Below are 18,231 nucleotides of genomic sequence, written 5' to 3'. Positions count from 1 at the left end.
GTTATGAAGAAAATGAAAAAAATCATGGCAGTGCTGATGACAGTAATTATGACAATGGCAATGGCAGTCACAGCGTTTGCTGATGAAGGAGTAGCAGCGGCTACAGGAACAAACACACTTACAGTTAGCGTGAAATCAACAACACCAGCACAGGATCTGAATGGTCAGACAATTAATCTGTACAAATTATTTGATGTGACAGAGTCTGGTACAACAGAATCAAAGAACTATGCATATACAGTGAATACAGCAACTGGTTATAAAGATGCAATTAAATCAGCCCTTGGAACATCATTTACGGGAACAACAGATGAGGAGTATGCAGCAGCTGTTTTAGCTCTTAAAGATACAGAAGGTGCAGTACAGAAGTTTGCAAATGATTTTACTGCAGAGGCACTGACAAAGAATTTATCAGCTACAGAAAATTCTGGAAAAATCGCAGAAGAAAATAAAACATCTTATACATTTAATAATTTAGCAGCTGGTTACTATCTTGTATATGTAACAGGTGGAAAAGAGATTCAGTCTTCTTTAGTTACAGTTGATGAGACAACAACTACAGTAAACTTAAAAACAGAAGCACCAAGTATTGAAAAAACAGCTGATAAAGCAACAGTAAATATCGGTGATGTTGTAACATATACCGTAAAAGGTTCTATCCCGGATACAACAGGATATGCACAGTATGTGTACAAAATCCACGATGAATTATCAACAGGTCTTGATTTTGTAAATGATGCAACAGGAACAGCTCTTGGAGAGGGTGCTACAACAGTTAATGTAACAGTAGCATTTACTGATAATAGTGTTACAGCAGCAGGAACAACACCAACAGCAGCAACACTTGATATAGCAAACAATAGAAAAATGTCTCTTGACCTGTCAGAATGGGTAAGAGATAACCAGGCAAACAAGGGAAAAGAATTTACCGTTACATATTATGCAAAAGTAAATAAAGACGCAGTTGTAACAGAAAAGAACAAGGCTCAGTTAGAGTATGGTAATAAACCAGGTGAAACAACAACTACAACACCAAGTGAAGCAAAGACACCGACTTATCCATTAGATATCTTAAAAATTAAAAAAGGTACAGAAGAAATCTTAGCAGGTGCACATTTTACTTTATACGCTTCAACTACAGCAGGTGCAATTGATGAAAGCAAACCTATCAAAGTAACAAAAGTAGATGATGGTAAATATTCTTATGCTGCTGATCAGACATCAACAGATCCTAGTGTGATTACTGATATGGTAACAGTTGCAAGTAAAATTGAGGGACAGGGATACAATTTACACATTAATGGTCTGGCAGCAGGAACTTATTATCTGAAAGAGACAAAGGCTCCAGATGGTTACAATAAGCTGACAGAAGCTATTAAAGTAACAATCACAAAGAGTACTACTGCGGATGAGAATGACTGGACTCTTACTGTAGATAAAGGAACGGTAGATGGCAAAATTGTCAAAGTTGAAAACAGCACAGGTTCCCTCCTTCCATCCACTGGTGGACGTGGAGCAATTGCATTTGCTGTGATTGCAGCTCTTCTTGTATTCGGTGTAGCAGTAAGCTTCATCCGTGATAAGAGAAAAGAAGCATAATAGTTTTACCAGAGATATAAGATAATATTTAAGGGATGGGCGGTTATCTTCCACGGAAGGTAACCGCAATTCCAAGTATAACAACAGGGAGAATGAAATGAAGAGTAAGAAGAAAAAAAAGAAGATAACAATAAAAGATATTATTCGTCTGATCGTGCTTTTGGTTGCATTCTCCGTATTGTTATATCCAACGTTTAGTAGTTATCTGAACGAAAAGAATGGTTCCAAAGTTGTATCCTATTATGATGAGGAAAGTGTAAAGTTAAGTAAGGAAGAAAAAGAGCAGATGCTGGAAGATGCGAGAGCATACAATCAGGAAATGCTGGGGAATATTGATTTGATTGATCCATTTTCGCAAGAAGATACGGAAATAGATGCTCGTTATGAGAGCTTGTTAAATGTAGATGGTTCGGGAATGATGGGATATATCCGTATTCCTAAGATTAATATAGAACTTCCAATTTATCACGGAACAAGTGAATCCGTTTTGCAGGCAGGTGTCGGACATTTCTGGGGAACGTCCCTTCCGGTTGGTGGAGAGAGTACCCACACAGTTCTGACCGGACACAGAGGGCTGCCGACAAAAACACTATTTACAAATATGGATAAACTGAAAATCGGGGACATTTTTTATATTAAAGTTTTAGATGAAACATTGGCATATCAAATAGATCAGATATTAACTGTTTTGCCGGAAGATACAGATGGGTTATCTATTGAATCAGGCAAGGATTATGCTACACTTGTTACCTGTACTCCATATGCAATCAATACACACAGACTTTTAGTTCGCGGACAGCGAATACCATATGAGGAGGCAACGAAACAAGAGCCGGATACAAACGTAAAACCGAAGTTATCCTTTACTGCAAAAGTATTGATTGTAACCATCATAGTTATTTTTATAGGTCTGATTTTAGCGGTGATTTATTGCATAAGGGATAGGAAGAGGAGGAAAGCAGGGTGATAAGGAAGATAAAAAATATTCACATTATTTTAATTGTCACATTTCTTCTTGTCGGCAGTTTTATAGAAGTTTCGACGATTCATGTCGAGGCAGGAACTCGAAAAGGAAGTATTCAAATCATTTATAAAGGAAGAGATAATACGGATAAAGAAGTAATTCTTTCTGGAGCAAGGTTTTCGATATTTCCGATTCAATATGTGAAAAATAATGGATTCATTTGGGCAAGTGATTTTGAGAATGCCGGTGTGTCCTTAGAAGGCAGCAGTGCAGAAGAAAGAGAGAAACAAGCAAAACATTTATTTGAATATGTGAAGAAAAATAATATTTCAGGTTTAACACAAGAAACGGATGTGTTGGGACGTACAAGTTTTGGAAATTTAAATGAAGGAATTTATCTTCTTGCGCAAATCGGAAATGTGCAGAGTGGCACAGATAAATTTGAATCAGCACCATTTCTGGTAAATATTCCATCTGAAATCAATGGAGATGTAGAATATGATGTAATTATAGAGCCAAAAGCGGAATGGGTTTCACCGGAGATGCCACCGGCTTCACCGACAAATCCAGATAATCCAGCTAAGCCAGCTCCACAGAATCCAAAACCATCAAAACCTGATACGCCAGGTAGTATTCAGAAAATTATTAATATTGTGAAGACTGGCGATATGACTAGCATAATCGTTTTTGGGGTGACTGCAATTGTTAGTCTTAGTTTGATTATTGCAGTTTGTAGAAAAAAGAGTAGTGAGTGAAATACAGATAGAAACGATCAGTTATAATTTTGCTGATCGTTTTCTTATATGGAAAGAGATATTGGCAGCATTAAATAACGATTCGATTTCAAAATAATTTTACTTGAATTTAATTAAAAAATGAAATGTCAATGATATTCTATAATGGTTTGATTGGGTTACAACAAAATATATTTACAGAGGCAGAGAAAATGAAAGTAAAAAAAGTAGAGGAATTATATAAAATTTTGGAAAGAAAAGCGATATATCCAGTATTTCAGCCGATTGTAAATCTACAGACCGGTGAGGTGGTGGGATATGAAGCACTTAGTCGTATTAATAAACAGGACACGAATCTTATGATTTCTGATTTATTTGTGATTGCTGAACAGATGGGCTGTGTCTGGAAATTGGAGAAATTATGTAGAAATAAAGCATTAAAAGCAGCTGCAGATAAACCGGAAAAGGCAAAAATATTTCTTAATGTAGATGGGAATATCATTCAGGACAAATCTTTTATACAAGGATTTACAAATCGTAAGGCAGCGAAGGCAGGAGTTCCGGCAAGTGATATTGTATTTGAGATAACAGAACGTTCGGATATAGAAAACTATCAGATTTTACAACAAATTATGAATCATTATGCAAATCAGGGATATGAAATAGCTCTGGATGATGTGGGGGCTGGATACTCTGGTCTGAATCGTGTAGTAAATACGTCACCAAACTATTTAAAAGCCGATATAGAGTTGGTCAGAGATATTCATAAAGATAAGAAGAAAGAGCTTATGATGAAATTTCTATTGCAGTATTGTAATGAAACAGGAATAACTTTAATCGCAGAAGGAATAGAAACAGATGCAGAATTAGAGTGTCTGCACAGATTAGGAGTCCATTATGGACAAGGATATTTTCTTGGAAGACCGAATAAGGGATTCGAAAGTGTAAGTGAAGAAGCAATGGGGGTATTGCAGAAGTTAAATATCAAGTTGTATAATTAATAGTTTGTCACATTAATGAATCACTTGGGCAACGAAAAAAATCGTTGCCTTTTGTTCTATCTAAAATTAATTGCTAATATTCCTTTTTACGATTATAATATGCAGTAGACGTATAAATAAGACTTATAATATATATAAACAGAATACTGTGTAAAGGAGAAGAATTATGCCAAAAAGACTTATAGATACTACAGCAAGTGAATTAGTACGATACAGTAAGTCGGAGCTTTTGACTGCTATTGCTGAGAGTGAAGGTAGAACGTTGGCGGCGGAGACGATAGGAACAGTAACTCCAATGTTAGTTAATATTACCAACGCAGAATTTGTAGCATCTCTTGGAACCGATTTGATTATGCTAAATATTTTTGATGTGAATAATCCAATGATTCAGGGACTGCCGCAGGTGGCACCGGAAGATACAATCCGCGAGGTGAAACGTCTTACAGGAAGAATGGTTGCAATTAATTTGGAACCGGCGGTGATAAAAGAAGGAGAAGAAGAATCTGTCTGGAATCTTACAACGGGACGTCAGGCTACAGTGGAAAATGCAATAAAGGCTGCAGATATGGGAGTAGACATGATTGTCCTGACGGGAAATCCGGGAGTAGGAGTAGATAACGAAGCAATCATACAGGCACTTTCAACATTAAGAGAGGTCGTTGGTGACAGAGTGATTCTTACAGCTGGTAAGATGCATGCATCCGGAATTATTTCAGAGGCTGGCGAAAAGATTTTAACAAAAAAAGATGTAGAGGCATTTGTCGATGCGGGAGCAGATGTGATATTGCTTCCGGCACCGGGAACAGTTCCTGGAATTACCATGGAATATGCACGAAAGCTTATCAAGAAAGCACATGAAAAAGGTGCTTTGGCGATGACAACCATTGGAACATCTCAGGAAGGTGCGGATGAAGCTACAATCCGTCAGATTGCACTTATGTGCAAGATGGCAGGTGCAGATATTCACCATATTGGGGACAGTGGATATATGGGGATGGCATTGCCGGAAAATATTACAGCGTACAGTGTGGCTATACGAGGAAAACGCCATACATATCGTAGAATGGCAATGTCGCTTGAGCGATAAACGCTCCGCGAGGATGCGCAGTGATTCTGTAAAGAATGTGTCAGTTTACGCTGACCAGAATCACGCGCCAAGTCTCGCGGCTGCTCGACTTGAATAGTTTCGAGGGATAAAATCAGCAGATAGCCGGTCTTCGGTTATCTGCGTAAAATTTTAATGAAAATGAGGGGTGGTTTTATGGGTGGAGAGAGTAAAACGAGGATGACGGAGGGAAGCATCTCCAAAAAAATCATTTTATTTGCAATCCCATTGTTTCTTGGAAATTTATTTCAACAGTTATACAATACAGCTGATTCACTGATTGTGGGGAATTTTCTTGGCAGTAATGCGCTGGCAGCAGTCAGCTCTTCGGGAAATTTGATTTTTCTTATGGTAGGATTTATTAATGGAATAGCCATGGGAGCAGGTGTTGTTATTGCCAGGTATTATGGGGCGAAGAAGAAAGACTCTCTGCAGAAATCAATTCATACAACAGCGGCTTTGGGGCTGGTGTCTGGTTTAATATTGATGGTTGCAGGGATGGTATTAGCACCGAAGATATTGGTGCTGATGGGAACGCCTGCAGATGTATTGCCGGAATCGATAGTGTATTTCCGGACATATTTTGCCGGATCTGTCGGTGTTGTTATGTATAATATTTTTGTGGGAATCCTGCAATCAGTAGGGGATGGACGTCATCCGTTGATTTATTTGATCATTTCATCCTGCATTAATGTCGTGCTGGATATATTTTTTATTGCAGGTCTTGGTATGGGAGTTGGTTCAGCGGCATTGGCTACGGTGATATCCCAGTTTGCCAGTGCAATTTTCTGTATGGTCCACCTGATGCGTGTGAAGGCAGAATATCGTTTGGAATTGCGGCAGGTTCGTTTTGATAAACGTATGTTACAGCAGATTATTCAGAATGGTGTACCTTCTGGTTTTCAGAATTCAGTCATTGCGATTGCAAATGTTTTTGTACAATCTAATATCAATGCATTTGGGAAAATGGCGATGGCAGGATGTGGTTCTTATTCCAAAGTAGAGGGATTTGCATTCTTGCCGGTAACCTGTTTTACTATGGCGTTGACAACGTTTGTCAGCCAGAATCTTGGTGCAAAGCAATATGAGCGTGCAAAAAAAGGTGCAAGGTTTGGGATTCTCTGTTCGATTTCCATTGCAGAGTTGATAGGAGTCATCATTTACACAGCAGCGCCGGTATTGATCGCAGCATTTAACAGAGATCCGAATGTGGTACATTATGGAGTAATGCAATCTAGAACTATTGCATTATTTTATTTTCTATTAGCATTTTCCCACTGCATTGCGGCAGTGCTTCGAGGTTCAGGAAATGCAGCAGTACCGATGATCGTTATGTTCTGCGTCTGGTGTTTGTTCCGTGTAAGTTACATTGCTGTAACGGTTCGTATTATTCCGGATATCAGAGTAATATTTTGGGCTTACCCGTTGACATGGAGTATTAGTTCTGCTATTTTCCTGTTTTTATTTTTACGGGGAAAATGGGTCTATGGATTTGAGAAAAAATGAAAGGATTATTTATGAAAAAAGAAAAACGAAACAGAATAATTTCCGTGCTTATGGTACTTGTAATGGGTGTCCTTCTTATGACAGGATGTGGAGACAAAAGTACAGAAAAAGAAGAAAAAGAGACGCTCACGGTATATTTATGGAGTACGAGTTTATATGATAAATATGCACCATATATTCAAGAGCAGCTTCCGGATATTAACATCGAATTTGTAGTTGGAAATAACGATTTGGATTTTTATAAGTTTCTTGATGAAAATGGTGGGCTGCCGGATATTATTACCTGTTGCAGATTTTCACTTCATGATGCAAGTCCGTTAAAAGACAGTTTGATGGATCTTTCAACAACGAATGAGGCAGGTGCTGTCTATAATACATATCTTAACAATTTTATGAATGAAGATGGTAGTGTAAACTGGCTGCCGGTATGTGCAGATGCTCATGGATTTGTAGTGAATAAAGACCTGTTTGAAAAGTATGGTATTCCACTGCCTACAGATTACGACAGCTTTGTTTTTGCATGTCAGGCATTTAAGGAAAAAGGAATCCGCGGATTTACAGCAGACTATTTTTATGATTACACTTGTATGGAGACTTTGCAGGGACTTTCAGCAGCAGATCTTACTTCTGCAGAAGGCCGTAAGTGGCGTACAGCCTATAGTGATCCTGCCAATACAGAAAAAGTGGGATTGGACGATGTTGTCTGGCCAAAGGCATTTGAACGTATGAATCAGTTTATTCAGGATACCAACTTGGGACCGGATGATTTAAATATGACGTATGATGATGTGATCGATATGTTTCAAAATGGTGAAGTTGCTATGTACTTTGGCAGTTCTGCCGGTGTGAAAATGTTTCAAGATCAGGGAATTAATACTGGATTCTTACCATTCTTTGAGGAGAATGGAGAAAAGTGGCTGATGACTACACCATATTTCCAGGTTGCATTGAATCGTGATCTTGAACAGGATGAAGCACGCAAGGAAAAAGCAATGAAAGTGTTAAATGTAATGCTTTCTGATGAAGGTCAGAATAAAATTATTTCTGAAGGGCAGGATTTGTTGAACTATAGTCAGAATGTGACTCTTAAACTTACTGAATATATGCAGGATGTCAAGCCTGTGATTGAAGAAAATCATATGTATATCCGTATTGCGTCGAACGATTTTTTTGCAATTTCCAAAGACGTGGTTTCGAAGATGATTTCTGGAAATTATGATGCAGAACAGGCGTATCAGGCATTTGATGCTCAGCTTTTAGATGATGAAAATGTTTCGGAGGATGTTGTGTTAAGTTCGTCGAAGTCATACAGTAATTATTTCCATTCAGAAGGTGGAAATGAATCCTATTCTGTCATGGCAAATACATTACGGGATATTTATGGGACAGATGTGTTGCTCGCAACAGGAAACAGTTTTACCGGCAGTGTATTGAAGGCTGATTATACAGAAAAAATGACAGGCGACATGATCATGCCGAATGGTCTTGCTGCTTACAAGAAGGAAATGAGCGGAGCCGAACTGAAAGAACTGGTGAAATCTTTTGTGGAGGGTTACGAAGGTGGTTTAGTTCCATTTAATCAGGGTTCGCTTCCTGTAGTTAGCGGTATTTCTATGGAAATCAAAGAAAATGAGGATGGATACACACTGTCTGAAGTAAAAAAGGACGGGAAAAAGATTCAGGATGATGATAGCTTTACAGTAACTTGCCTGGCAATACCACGACATATGGAGCCTCTTCTTGCTGATAAAGACAATACATTTGAGGCTGAAGATACAGTAGTGAAAGATACATGGATTAATTATGTTTTAGAAGGTGATGTGGTTTTAGCAGAACCTGAAGACTATATTACTTTGAGGTAAGAAAATGAATGCTAAAAATCATAACACGAGAAAGAGAAAAAATTTTATAAGGAAACGTTCAGAAATAGTAGCTATTATTGTTTTACTTAGCTGTATCATTTTGGCAGGTATTCAATATTATAGATTTGTTTCAAAGGTTGTTTATCAAGAAAGCGTTTCTCATTTGACAGAGATTTTACATCAGTCAAATAATGCATTAACGGAGATGTCAAATAAGAATTTGACCTATCTTCATATGTTGAGTGAATACTTACAAAACATTTCAAGTGAAAATGAAATTGTGGATTATATAAATAGAGCACAGGAAGAAACAGAGTTTTCAGATTTCTATTTTCTGTCTATCGATGGTAATTACAAGACAGTAACAGGAGAGACAGGTTATCTTGGTTTGCAAGGGACAATTGCAGATGAGATTATTCAAGGAAATGATATCATAATGAATGCGGTACTTCCGGGAAAATCACAATTGCTGGTTTTTGCCAGCCCTGTACCTCGCGGATACTATGAGGGATTCGAATATGATGCGATAGCGATTGCTTACGAAAATTCAGATATTGTAAAAATACTGGACATTTCTTCGTTTCATGGACAGGCGAGCAATTATGTTATCCATTCCGATGGCCGTGTTGTGATCGATCATTCTTCGGAGAAACTGGAATCAGTCTATAATTTCTTTGGTGTTTTGGGAGAACGTTCGAATTTGTCTGAAAAAGAGATTCTCGCACTCACAAAGAAATTAGAACAGGGACAAAGTGGTTCTACGCTTATAAAACTGGACGGAACAAAATATTATCTGATCTATGAAAAATCAAAGATCCAGGATTGGTCAGTACTTGGGATGGTACCGGTTAATGTAGTTAACGCAAGTATGAATATATTACAGTTTACTACGATGATACTTGTCGGTATTGTAGTACTTAGTATTGCAGGATATATTATTGTAGTTATTCTTCGAAAAAATAAAGTAAGTCTGAAGAAAAAGAATACTGAAATTTTATATCGAGACGAATTATTCCAGAAGCTGTCAATGAATGTGGATGATGTCTTTTTAATGTTGGATGCAAAGACATCAAAAGTGGATTATGTCAGTCCAAATGTTGAGAAACTACTAGGTATCACGGTAGAACAGATCAAGCAGGATATTCATGTTCTTGGAAAACTACATCCAAAGAACTCTGCAAATCGTAACAAAAATTTTCTGGAAGAATTGATGGTCAGAGAACAGCGCGAGTGGGAGTTTGAGTATGTCTACCAGAAAACAAAAGAACATCGCTGGTTTCATATTGTTGCCATGGGCAGTGAGGTGGAGAAAAAGAAAAAATATATTTTAGTTATGTCAGACAGAACTGCTGATAAACAAATGAATCATGCACTTTCTGAAGCCGTACATGCTGCTGAAACAGCTAATAAGGCAAAGAGTATGTTCCTTTCCAATATGTCGCATGATATTCGTACACCAATGAATGCAATTATAGGTTTTGCAACATTGGCTGTAAGTAATATTAATAATCAGGAGAAAGTCAGAGATTATTTGAGTAAAATTCTTTCTTCAAGTAAACATTTACTTTCACTTATCAACGATGTATTAGATATGAGTCGTATTGAGAGTGGTAAGATCCATTTAGAAGAGACGGAGGTTAGTCTTCCGGAGGTTCTGCATGATCTGAAGACCATTGTAAGCGGACAGATTCATGCTAAGCAATTGGAACTTTATATGGATGCCATAGATATTACCGATGAGGATGTTTATTGTGATAAGACACGACTTAGTCAGGTGCTGCTAAATCTTTTATCGAATGCAATTAAATTTACTCCGGCAGGTGGAACAGTTTCTGTCCGACTTAGACAGCTTCCATGTACAAAAAAAGGAAGTGGATGCTATGAAATCCGGGTAAAGGATACTGGAATCGGTATGAGTCAGGAGTTTGCACAGAAAATTTTTGACCCATTTGAACGTGAACGGACGTCTACAGTCAGCAAGACGCAGGGCACGGGGCTTGGCATGGCTATTACAAAAAATATTGTGAATATGATGGGTGGTACGATCGAAGTTAGGACAGAGCAAGGAAAAGGTACAGAATTTATTGTTCGAATAGAGCTTGGTATTCAGTCTGAGCAGCATCACGTAGAAAAGATTGCAGAACTGGAAGGTCTCAAAGCGTTGGTTGTAGATGATGATTTTAATACTTGTGACAGTGTGACTAAGATGCTTGTGAAAGTAGGAATGCGTTCAGAATGGACACTTTCCGGTAAAGAGGCTGTTCTTCGTGCACAACAATCAATAGAACTTGGGGATGCTTTCCATGCATATATCATCGACTGGCGTTTGCCGGATATGAATGGTATAGAAGTGACTCGTCAGATTCGCAGTCTTGGTGATGACACACCGATTATTATTCTAACTGCTTATGATTGGTCTGATATTGAAGTAGAAGCAAAGGCAGCAGGAGTAACAGCGTTTTGTTCGAAGCCTATGTTTATGTCAGATTTACGTAATACTTTAATGACTGCGATTGGACAGAAACAGGCCGAGGAGAATGAAATTTTCCCTGTTGCAGATAAGGTCTTCAAAGGCAAGAGAGTATTACTTGTGGAAGATAATGAATTAAATAGTGAAATTGCGATGACAATTCTTAATGAGTATGGAATTCAAGTGGATACAGCAGGAAATGGAGTTGAAGCCGTAGAGAAAATCAAAATCTCAACACCGGGAGATTATGATTTGGTATTGATGGATGTGCAGATGCCGATAATGAACGGATATGAGGCAACGAAACGTATCCGAAAACTTAACGAACCAAAGCTGGCAGGCATACCAATTCTTGCTATGACAGCAAATGCATTTGATGAAGATCGGAAAAATGCATTGGAATCAGGAATGGATGGTTTTTTATCAAAACCAATTGTTGTGGATGAGCTGCTCCATACATTGCAGGAATATTTTGGAAAAAATAAAATGAATTGACAGGTAGTTTTAGGGTTTTCTTAAGAAAATTGATATGATAAAATAAGAATTGGAATTTCTAAATTTAAGGAGGATGAGAGATGATTAAAGTATGGATAGCAGGATCGAACGGACAGATCGGACATGCGTTGAATGAGGTCCTCGACCCATTAGAGATTGAAGTATTGAATACAGATAAAGACGAACTGGACATTACAGATACAGAAGAAGTGCTCAATTTTGGTATTGTAAACCGTCCGGATGTGATTATCAACTGTACCGGTGTTACAGATACACAGTTGTGTGAAGAAGAACCGGAGCTTGCTTATCGGGTGAATGCACTTGGAGCGAGAAATTTAAGTATTGTTGCAAGAAAAAATGGTGCGAAGATTGTTCAGCTTTCGACAGATGATGTATTTGACGGAAAGAGTAAGAAGCCATATACAGAATTTGATGATACAAATCCGTTGACTGTTTATGGATCCTCTAAAAGAGCAGGAGAAAACTATGTAAAGGAATTTACACACAAACATTTTGTTATCCGTAGCAACTGGGTTTACGGAAAAGTAGGACAGAATTTCGTGAATCAGGTATTGGAAGCGGCAGAAAAGGGAAATGCCCTTTCTGTAGCAGCAGACCAGTTTGGTTCGCCGACAAGTGCAAAAGATCTTGCAAGAATGATACTGTATTTAATTAATACAAATGAATATGGTACTTACCATGTAACTTGTAGCGGAGTCTGCAACCGATATGAATTTGCACAGGAAATCCTTAGGTTGTCAGGAAAGGAAATTGAATTAAAGGCGGTTCCGACAGAACAGTCGGATCTTTCAGCGGTAAGACCACCATATGCGGTATTGGATAATTTTATTCTCCGTATTATCGATATGTATGATATGCCGGATTGGAAAGAGTCATTAGAAGAATATATGAATGAAAGAACGGAGAAATAGGATGAAAAACAAGAATGTGAAAGAAAAAAAGAAAGAGAAAAAGATCGGACTGACGACGAAGATCTTCATAGCTTTGCTTTTAGGTGCTGTTTTTGGAATTGTACTTTGTTATCTGATTCCTGACAGCAAGATTAAACATGATATTATTGTAGAAGGTGTGCTTTATGTAGTCGGGCAGGGATTTATCCGTCTGATGAAAATGCTTGTTGTACCACTTGTATTTTGTTCTCTTGTGTGTGGAAGTATGGCCATCGGAGACACAAAGAAGCTTGGAACAGTCGGTGTCAGAACTTTGATTTTTTATCTTGCTACAACAGCACTTGCTGTAACAGTAGCATTGTCAATTGGTAATTTGATTAATCCTGGTATCGGGCTTGACATGAGTGCAATCCAGACAAGCGCTTCGACTGTCGAGACAATGGAAGCAACTTCACTGACGGATACAATTTTAAATATTATTCCGGATAATCCGATCAATTCACTGGCAAGCGGAACAATGCTTCAGGTTATCGTTTTTGCGCTGATCATTGGTGTTATTCTTGCAAAAATGGGAGAACGTGCAGAGACAGTTGCAAACTTCTTCAGTCAGTTTAATGATATCATGATGGAAATGACAATGATGATCATGAGTCTGGCACCAATCGGTGTATTCTGTCTGATTAGCAGAACATTTGCAAATATTGGATTTAGTGCATTTATTCCACTTGCAAAATATATGCTCGCAGTACTTTTAGCACTTGCAATTCAGTGCCTTGGAGTATATCAGATCCTTTTGAAGATTTTTACAGGATTGAACCCAATCCGTTTTATCAAGAAATTCTTCCCGGTTATGGCATTTGCATTCTCTACAGCGACATCAAATGCAACCATTCCACTTTCTATCGATACACTTTCTAAGAAGGTCGGAGTTTCTAAGAAGATTTCTTCATTTACGATTCCACTTGGAGCAACCATCAATATGGACGGTACATCCATCATGTAGGGAGTTGCAGTTGTGTTTGCGGCACAGGCATTTGGAATCCATTTGAGCATGGCAGATTATATTACAGTAATCGGAACAGCAACACTTGCATCTGTCGGAACAGCCGGAGTACCAAGCGTTGGTCTGGTTACACTGACAATGGTATTTAATTCTGTCGGACTTCCGGTAGAGGCAATTGGTCTGATCATGGGTATCGACCGTATTCTGGATATGACAAGAACAGCTGTTAATATCACTGGTGATGCAGTATGTACAACAATTGTTGCACATCAGAATAAAGCGTTAGATAAAAAAGTATTTTATGAGACAGAATAAATAATAGGGAGATGATTCGGAGCATTCGAATCATCTCCCTGTTTAAATTTGTAAAATGTTTTGTTTATACTCAGAAACTGTCATTTTATAATAATTTTTAAAAGCGGTATGAAAATGGTTCGGATAAGAATAGCCCAACCGGTCGGATATTTCAGAAATTGAAAGCTTACCTTCCTTTAAAAATGTAACAGCTGCAGCCATTCTGGCTTCTGTCCTTTTTTGGAGAAAGTTTTGTCCATATCGATTAAAGAGAATCCGACTGGTCTGTCTGGTGCTTAATCCTAAACGGCGTGATAATTCATTTAATGTAATCGTATCGTATTCTAGTAAAAAGCTATCTTCAATGAGGATATAAGCTTTCACCAAAGGAATCGGAATATATGTGATAGCAGCATTTGAAGCCGGTTCGTAGTTTCGCAGTATTTTAACCAGGAACTGCATAAAAAGAGCACGCAACATGATAGTGGCGGCGGAGCCGGGAGCAGAAAACTCCTGATAAATTGCTTCGAGGGTAGCTTGCAACTTAGCACAGTCCTTTCCGTACCAGAACGGATAATGTAAAAATGGTTCTATAATAGCGTTTTCGGAAGAGTTCTTTTTTGTGTCGTGTGCTTTTTCAATTCTTAAATAAATACAATACTCATATGTCGGATCATCTGAGTCGGAATATTGTTGATGCTCGATATGAGGACCGGTTGTATAGAGTATATTTGGATATAATTCATAGGAGCATTGATTGCTGATCAATGTTCCCTTACCTTTTGGAATATAATGAATCTCATAACTGTTCGAGCTATGGGCATGTGAAGGTGTATTCCACGTCTGGCATTCATATGTAAATTTCAATATATTGATCTGATAATCACCTATCGAAAATGTAATATATAAGTTATCATTTTTCATATTGTAGCCCCCTTTTTAAAAGTACGCTAATCGGACATGAATAAGTCTGTTTTGTCTGCTGTTCCAATATTATTATCGTACTATAGATTTTATAATGAAATCAAGAACAAGATAGAAAAAAACAAAAAGGAGGATGACGATGATTATTGATGCACATTTACATCTTTGGAAAAAACAATCGGGATGTGTAAATGGAAAACCAGTCTTTGCATTAAGCGGAGGAAAAAGTGATTTTGGCGGAGCGATACGTCAAATGATGCCACCCTATATGCTGGATGGAAGTAATACAGTAGAAATGCTGATTGCAAATATGGATTATGCGAGAGTCAGTGGATGCGTGGTGACGCAAGAGTATATCGATGGTAATCAGGATGCATATTTATTAGAATGTAGAAAGAAATATCCGGAAAGAATAAAAATTTGTTGTCTGTATGAAGAAAAAGAAATAGACGATAAATGGATAGAACAGTTTGATGGAATTAAAATTTGTGCAGGCAGATTAAAAGATCAAAACTTGTTACATCATAAAGATATTTTTGAAAAAGCAGACAAGCTGAATAAATTTATTTCAATCGATATGGCGGATGGAGAGCTTCAAGTAGGTGATATGGAAAAATTGATTGAGATGCATCCGAATCTGCGGATTGCTATCGGACATTTTGGAATGGTTACGGTAGAAGGCTGGGAGAAGCAGATTGCATTGGCAAAGCATAAAAATGTTTATATTGAAAGTGGCGGAATTACATGGCTATTTCACAAAGAATTTTATCCATATCCATCTGCTGTCAAGGCGATACGCAAGGCGATAGAAATTTGCGGAGTTGAAAAATTGATGTGGGGAAGTGATTACCCGCGTACAATGACTGCTATAACTTATGGGATGAGTAAAGATTTTATAGAAAAATCGACTGCTTTATCGGATGAAGAAAAGAAAAAAATCTTAGGAGAAAATGCAAAAGGATTTTATGGTTTTCCAGAATTAGAAGTTCCGGAAAAAATAATTAACATGGTTGAGTAGGAGAAATAAGATGATTGTAAAAGGAACATATTTTCAGAATAGCGAAGAGAATCCATTGGTATATGGAGATGTTGAAATTAATAATATCCCAAGAAGACGATTAAGAGGAGAGGAAGAAAAAGAAGGTGTGATTGCAGAGAGTGTTCTGGTTGGATTTTGCGGAACAGATTACACATTGATGAATATGGGGCGAGAAGGAAAATTAAAACCTAAATTTCCGGAAGGCTGTAACAGATTGATCAATGGTCATGAGGGCGTTGTATGGGTACCGTCACAAGAGCGTTTTGCAATCGTGTTGATCCGTGGCGGAAATAGCTATGATCCAACCAGATATACAGAAGAAGAAACGTATTTTGAATATGGATGTGATCAGGCTGATGGTTTGTTTTCAGATAAAAATTATTACAATCCCGACATGCTATTGAAAATTCCGGATGGTTATGTGAAGGATGGAAAAATCTCTCTTAATCTATGTAAGAAGCTGGTATTCAGTGACCCATATGCCTGTATGATTTTCCAGAGAGAACGAATGGAAGATATAGGAGAGGCTCAGAATTTCAGAGTGAAAATGGCTCAATATAAATGCAGCGAAGAAGAGGCAAGAAAAATTGCGAAGAAGGAAACCTTTGACAGAGTATGTATTTTCGGGCTTGGAACAACAGGTATGTTTATCGGAGATTTGATTCGTCAGAAATATCCGGAGGCGAAGATTGTTTTCGTGGCAAGAAGTGAAGAAAACAGTCCAAAAGTCGCATTTGCGCTAAAACAGGCAGGGGCATCTTATGTCAGAAGTGCATTTGATACAAAAGAAGAACTTGCAGATGCAATTAAAGAAAAATTGGGTGGTACCGCAACTGTATTTATCGGTTCCAGCGGAGCAGCGATTGAACATGAAATTGCATTCCAATACGGCGTACTAGGCTGTAATGGGATTTATAATTCTTTCTCATTAGGACCGGAAATTACAGTCGATACAATGCCGTTTGGATTTAAAAATCAGGTGATATTCGGCTCCATAAATTTCCGTCAGGATCATATGGAGGAGGCTATTCAGATACTTCAAAACAGCTGCTATGATGAAATCGTTGAATTGATAGACAAAGATGAATTTACAGAGGATCCGATTGATGCATATGAAAATAAAATTTATGCAAAAGGTGCACCAATGAAAACCGCAGTTATATGGAATGAAAAATATGTTGATAGAGAACGTTAAATAAAAGAATGTATTGAGAGGAAAAAAACATGAGAACAATTATAATTTCTGAACCGGGAAAGGTTGCAGTTACAGAAAATGAAATGCCAAAAGTAAAAGAGGGAGAGGCATTATTAAAATTATTATATGGTGGGATTTGTGGAAGTGATCTGGGTACATATCGCGGAACTTTTGCATATGCAAGCTATCCGAGAATACCGGGACACGAGTTTTCTGCGCAGATTGTAGAAATCGGTGAAAATGACAGAGGATTAAAGCCGGGAATGATCGTAACCTGCAATCCATATTTCAATTGCCAAAAATGTTACTCTTGTGAGAGAGGACTGGTAAATTGCTGTGAATCAAATGAAACAATGGGGGCACAGAGAGACGGAGCATTTTCCGAGTATATCACAATGCCGATTGAGCGGATTTATGATGGAAAAGGATTGAATCCAAAACAGCTTGCACTGATTGAACCATTTTGTATCAGTTATCATGGGGTATCAAGAGCAGATGTTAAAAAAGGCGATAAAGTGCTTGTCATCGGTGCAGGAACAATCGGTGTTCTTGCTGCAATTGCCGCAAAAGCAAAAGGTGGAGAAGTATACATTGTAGATGTTGCCGAAGAGAAACTTCAATATGCATATGAAACATTTGGACTTGCCGGTATGATAAAGAATGACAGCGAGGAAGCGTTTATGAACCGTGTAAATGAAATTACAGGGGAGCATCATGGATTTGATGTTTGTATTGAAGCTGTCGGACTTCCGTCTACATTCCAGAATTGTATTGATGCGGCAGCCTATGGCGGACGTATAGTTCTGATTGGAGTAGGCAAGAAAAATCTGGATTTCAATTTTACATTAATCCAGAAAAAGGAGTTAAATATATTCGGATCAAGAAATGCGTTGAAAGCAGATTTTACAGAACTGATTGATTTAGTAAACAGTGGAGAAATTGATTTGGAAAAGATTGTAATGAATCCGGATTCGACAGATGTGAAGAAGAAATCAGAATATGAATTGGATGAAGCAGACAGAGCGTTTGAAGAGTTTAGTAAATATGGTGGCAGTAAACTGAAAGTATTAATTCACTTTTCTGATCCTTCATAGGAGTAAAAAAATTCGCAGTTGACAATACTATAAAA

13 protein-coding genes and 1 pseudogene are annotated in these 18,231 nt (G+C 37.9%); 13 read left to right on the top strand and 1 reads right to left on the bottom strand.

Annotated elements, in window-relative coordinates:
* Positions 1–3: 3 nt before the first annotated feature.
* The 10 genes and pseudogenes from D8Q48_RS06140 (at position 4) to D8Q48_RS06095 (ending at position 13,965) form a co-directional block, all read left to right on the top strand.
* On the top strand, positions 4–1,599 hold the full coding sequence (locus D8Q48_RS06140; RefSeq protein ID WP_121055885.1) for a SpaH/EbpB family LPXTG-anchored major pilin: 1,596 nt from the start codon (positions 4–6) through the stop codon (positions 1,597–1,599).
* Positions 1,600–1,696: 97 nt separating this feature from the next.
* Positions 1,697–2,566, top strand: a complete 870-nt coding sequence (locus D8Q48_RS06135) for a class C sortase (protein ID WP_121055883.1) — start codon at positions 1,697–1,699, stop codon at positions 2,564–2,566.
* A complete protein-coding gene (locus D8Q48_RS06130; RefSeq protein ID WP_121055881.1) occupies positions 2,563–3,318 on the top strand; it encodes a hypothetical protein in 756 nt (251 codons plus the stop codon). The genes D8Q48_RS06135 and D8Q48_RS06130 overlap by 4 nt, the downstream gene beginning before the upstream one ends.
* 191 nt (positions 3,319–3,509) lie before the next feature.
* Complete coding sequence (locus D8Q48_RS06125; RefSeq protein ID WP_121055879.1) at positions 3,510–4,298, top strand: EAL domain-containing protein; 789 nt, start codon at positions 3,510–3,512, stop codon at positions 4,296–4,298.
* 166 nt (positions 4,299–4,464) lie between these two features.
* Positions 4,465–5,385 (top strand): haloacid dehalogenase-like hydrolase, encoded by a 921-nt coding sequence (locus D8Q48_RS06120; RefSeq protein WP_121055877.1) that lies wholly within the window; start codon positions 4,465–4,467, stop codon positions 5,383–5,385.
* A 174-nt stretch (positions 5,386–5,559) separates the two neighbouring features.
* Positions 5,560–6,909 (top strand): MATE family efflux transporter, encoded by a 1,350-nt coding sequence (locus D8Q48_RS06115; protein ID WP_121055875.1) that lies wholly within the window; start codon positions 5,560–5,562, stop codon positions 6,907–6,909.
* 11 nt (positions 6,910–6,920) lie between these two features.
* Positions 6,921–8,771 carry an ABC transporter substrate-binding protein gene (locus tag D8Q48_RS06110; protein WP_121055897.1) on the top strand — a complete coding sequence of 617 codons (1,851 nt, stop codon included), beginning with the start codon at positions 6,921–6,923 and terminating at the stop codon, positions 8,769–8,771.
* Positions 8,772–8,775: 4 nt separating this feature from the next.
* The gene (locus D8Q48_RS06105) at positions 8,776–11,736 is read left to right on the top strand and encodes a response regulator (RefSeq protein WP_121055873.1); all 2,961 of its coding nucleotides are present in this window, start codon (positions 8,776–8,778) and stop codon (positions 11,734–11,736) included.
* Between the two features lie 80 nt (positions 11,737–11,816).
* Positions 11,817–12,668, top strand: coding sequence for a dTDP-4-dehydrorhamnose reductase (gene rfbD / locus D8Q48_RS06100; RefSeq protein ID WP_118737206.1), 852 nt, complete (start codon positions 11,817–11,819; stop codon positions 12,666–12,668).
* A gap of 1 nt (position 12,669) precedes the next feature.
* A pseudogene (locus D8Q48_RS06095) lies at positions 12,670–13,965 on the top strand (dicarboxylate/amino acid:cation symporter).
* 42 nt (positions 13,966–14,007) lie between these two features.
* Here the strand turns inward: D8Q48_RS06095 and D8Q48_RS06090 are convergent.
* Complete coding sequence (locus tag D8Q48_RS06090) at positions 14,008–14,868, bottom strand: AraC family transcriptional regulator (protein ID WP_118725057.1); 861 nt, start codon at positions 14,866–14,868, stop codon at positions 14,008–14,010.
* Positions 14,869–15,007: 139 nt separating this feature from the next.
* Between D8Q48_RS06090 and D8Q48_RS06085 the strand changes: the two genes are divergently transcribed.
* Genes D8Q48_RS06085 through D8Q48_RS06075 form a run of 3 tightly spaced genes read left to right on the top strand, consistent with a single transcriptional unit; the run spans position 15,008 to position 18,196 of the window.
* Positions 15,008–15,886: an amidohydrolase family protein gene (locus D8Q48_RS06085; RefSeq protein WP_117990169.1), complete on the top strand. Its 879-nt coding sequence runs from the start codon at positions 15,008–15,010 to the stop codon at positions 15,884–15,886.
* Between the two features lie 10 nt (positions 15,887–15,896).
* Positions 15,897–17,102 carry a hypothetical protein gene (locus D8Q48_RS06080; RefSeq protein ID WP_117990170.1) on the top strand — a complete coding sequence of 402 codons (1,206 nt, stop codon included), beginning with the start codon at positions 15,897–15,899 and terminating at the stop codon, positions 17,100–17,102.
* Positions 17,103–17,131: 29 nt separating this feature from the next.
* On the top strand, positions 17,132–18,196 hold the full coding sequence (locus D8Q48_RS06075) for a zinc-binding alcohol dehydrogenase family protein (RefSeq protein WP_118688508.1): 1,065 nt from the start codon (positions 17,132–17,134) through the stop codon (positions 18,194–18,196).
* Positions 18,197–18,231 lie beyond the last annotated feature (35 nt).

The organism is Ruminococcus sp. B05, assembly GCF_003628495.1.
Classification (GTDB): Bacteria; Bacillota; Clostridia; order Lachnospirales; family Lachnospiraceae; genus Schaedlerella; species Schaedlerella hominis.
Note: the sequence above shows the minus strand (reverse complement) of the source record. Positions and strands in the feature narration are given on the sequence as shown.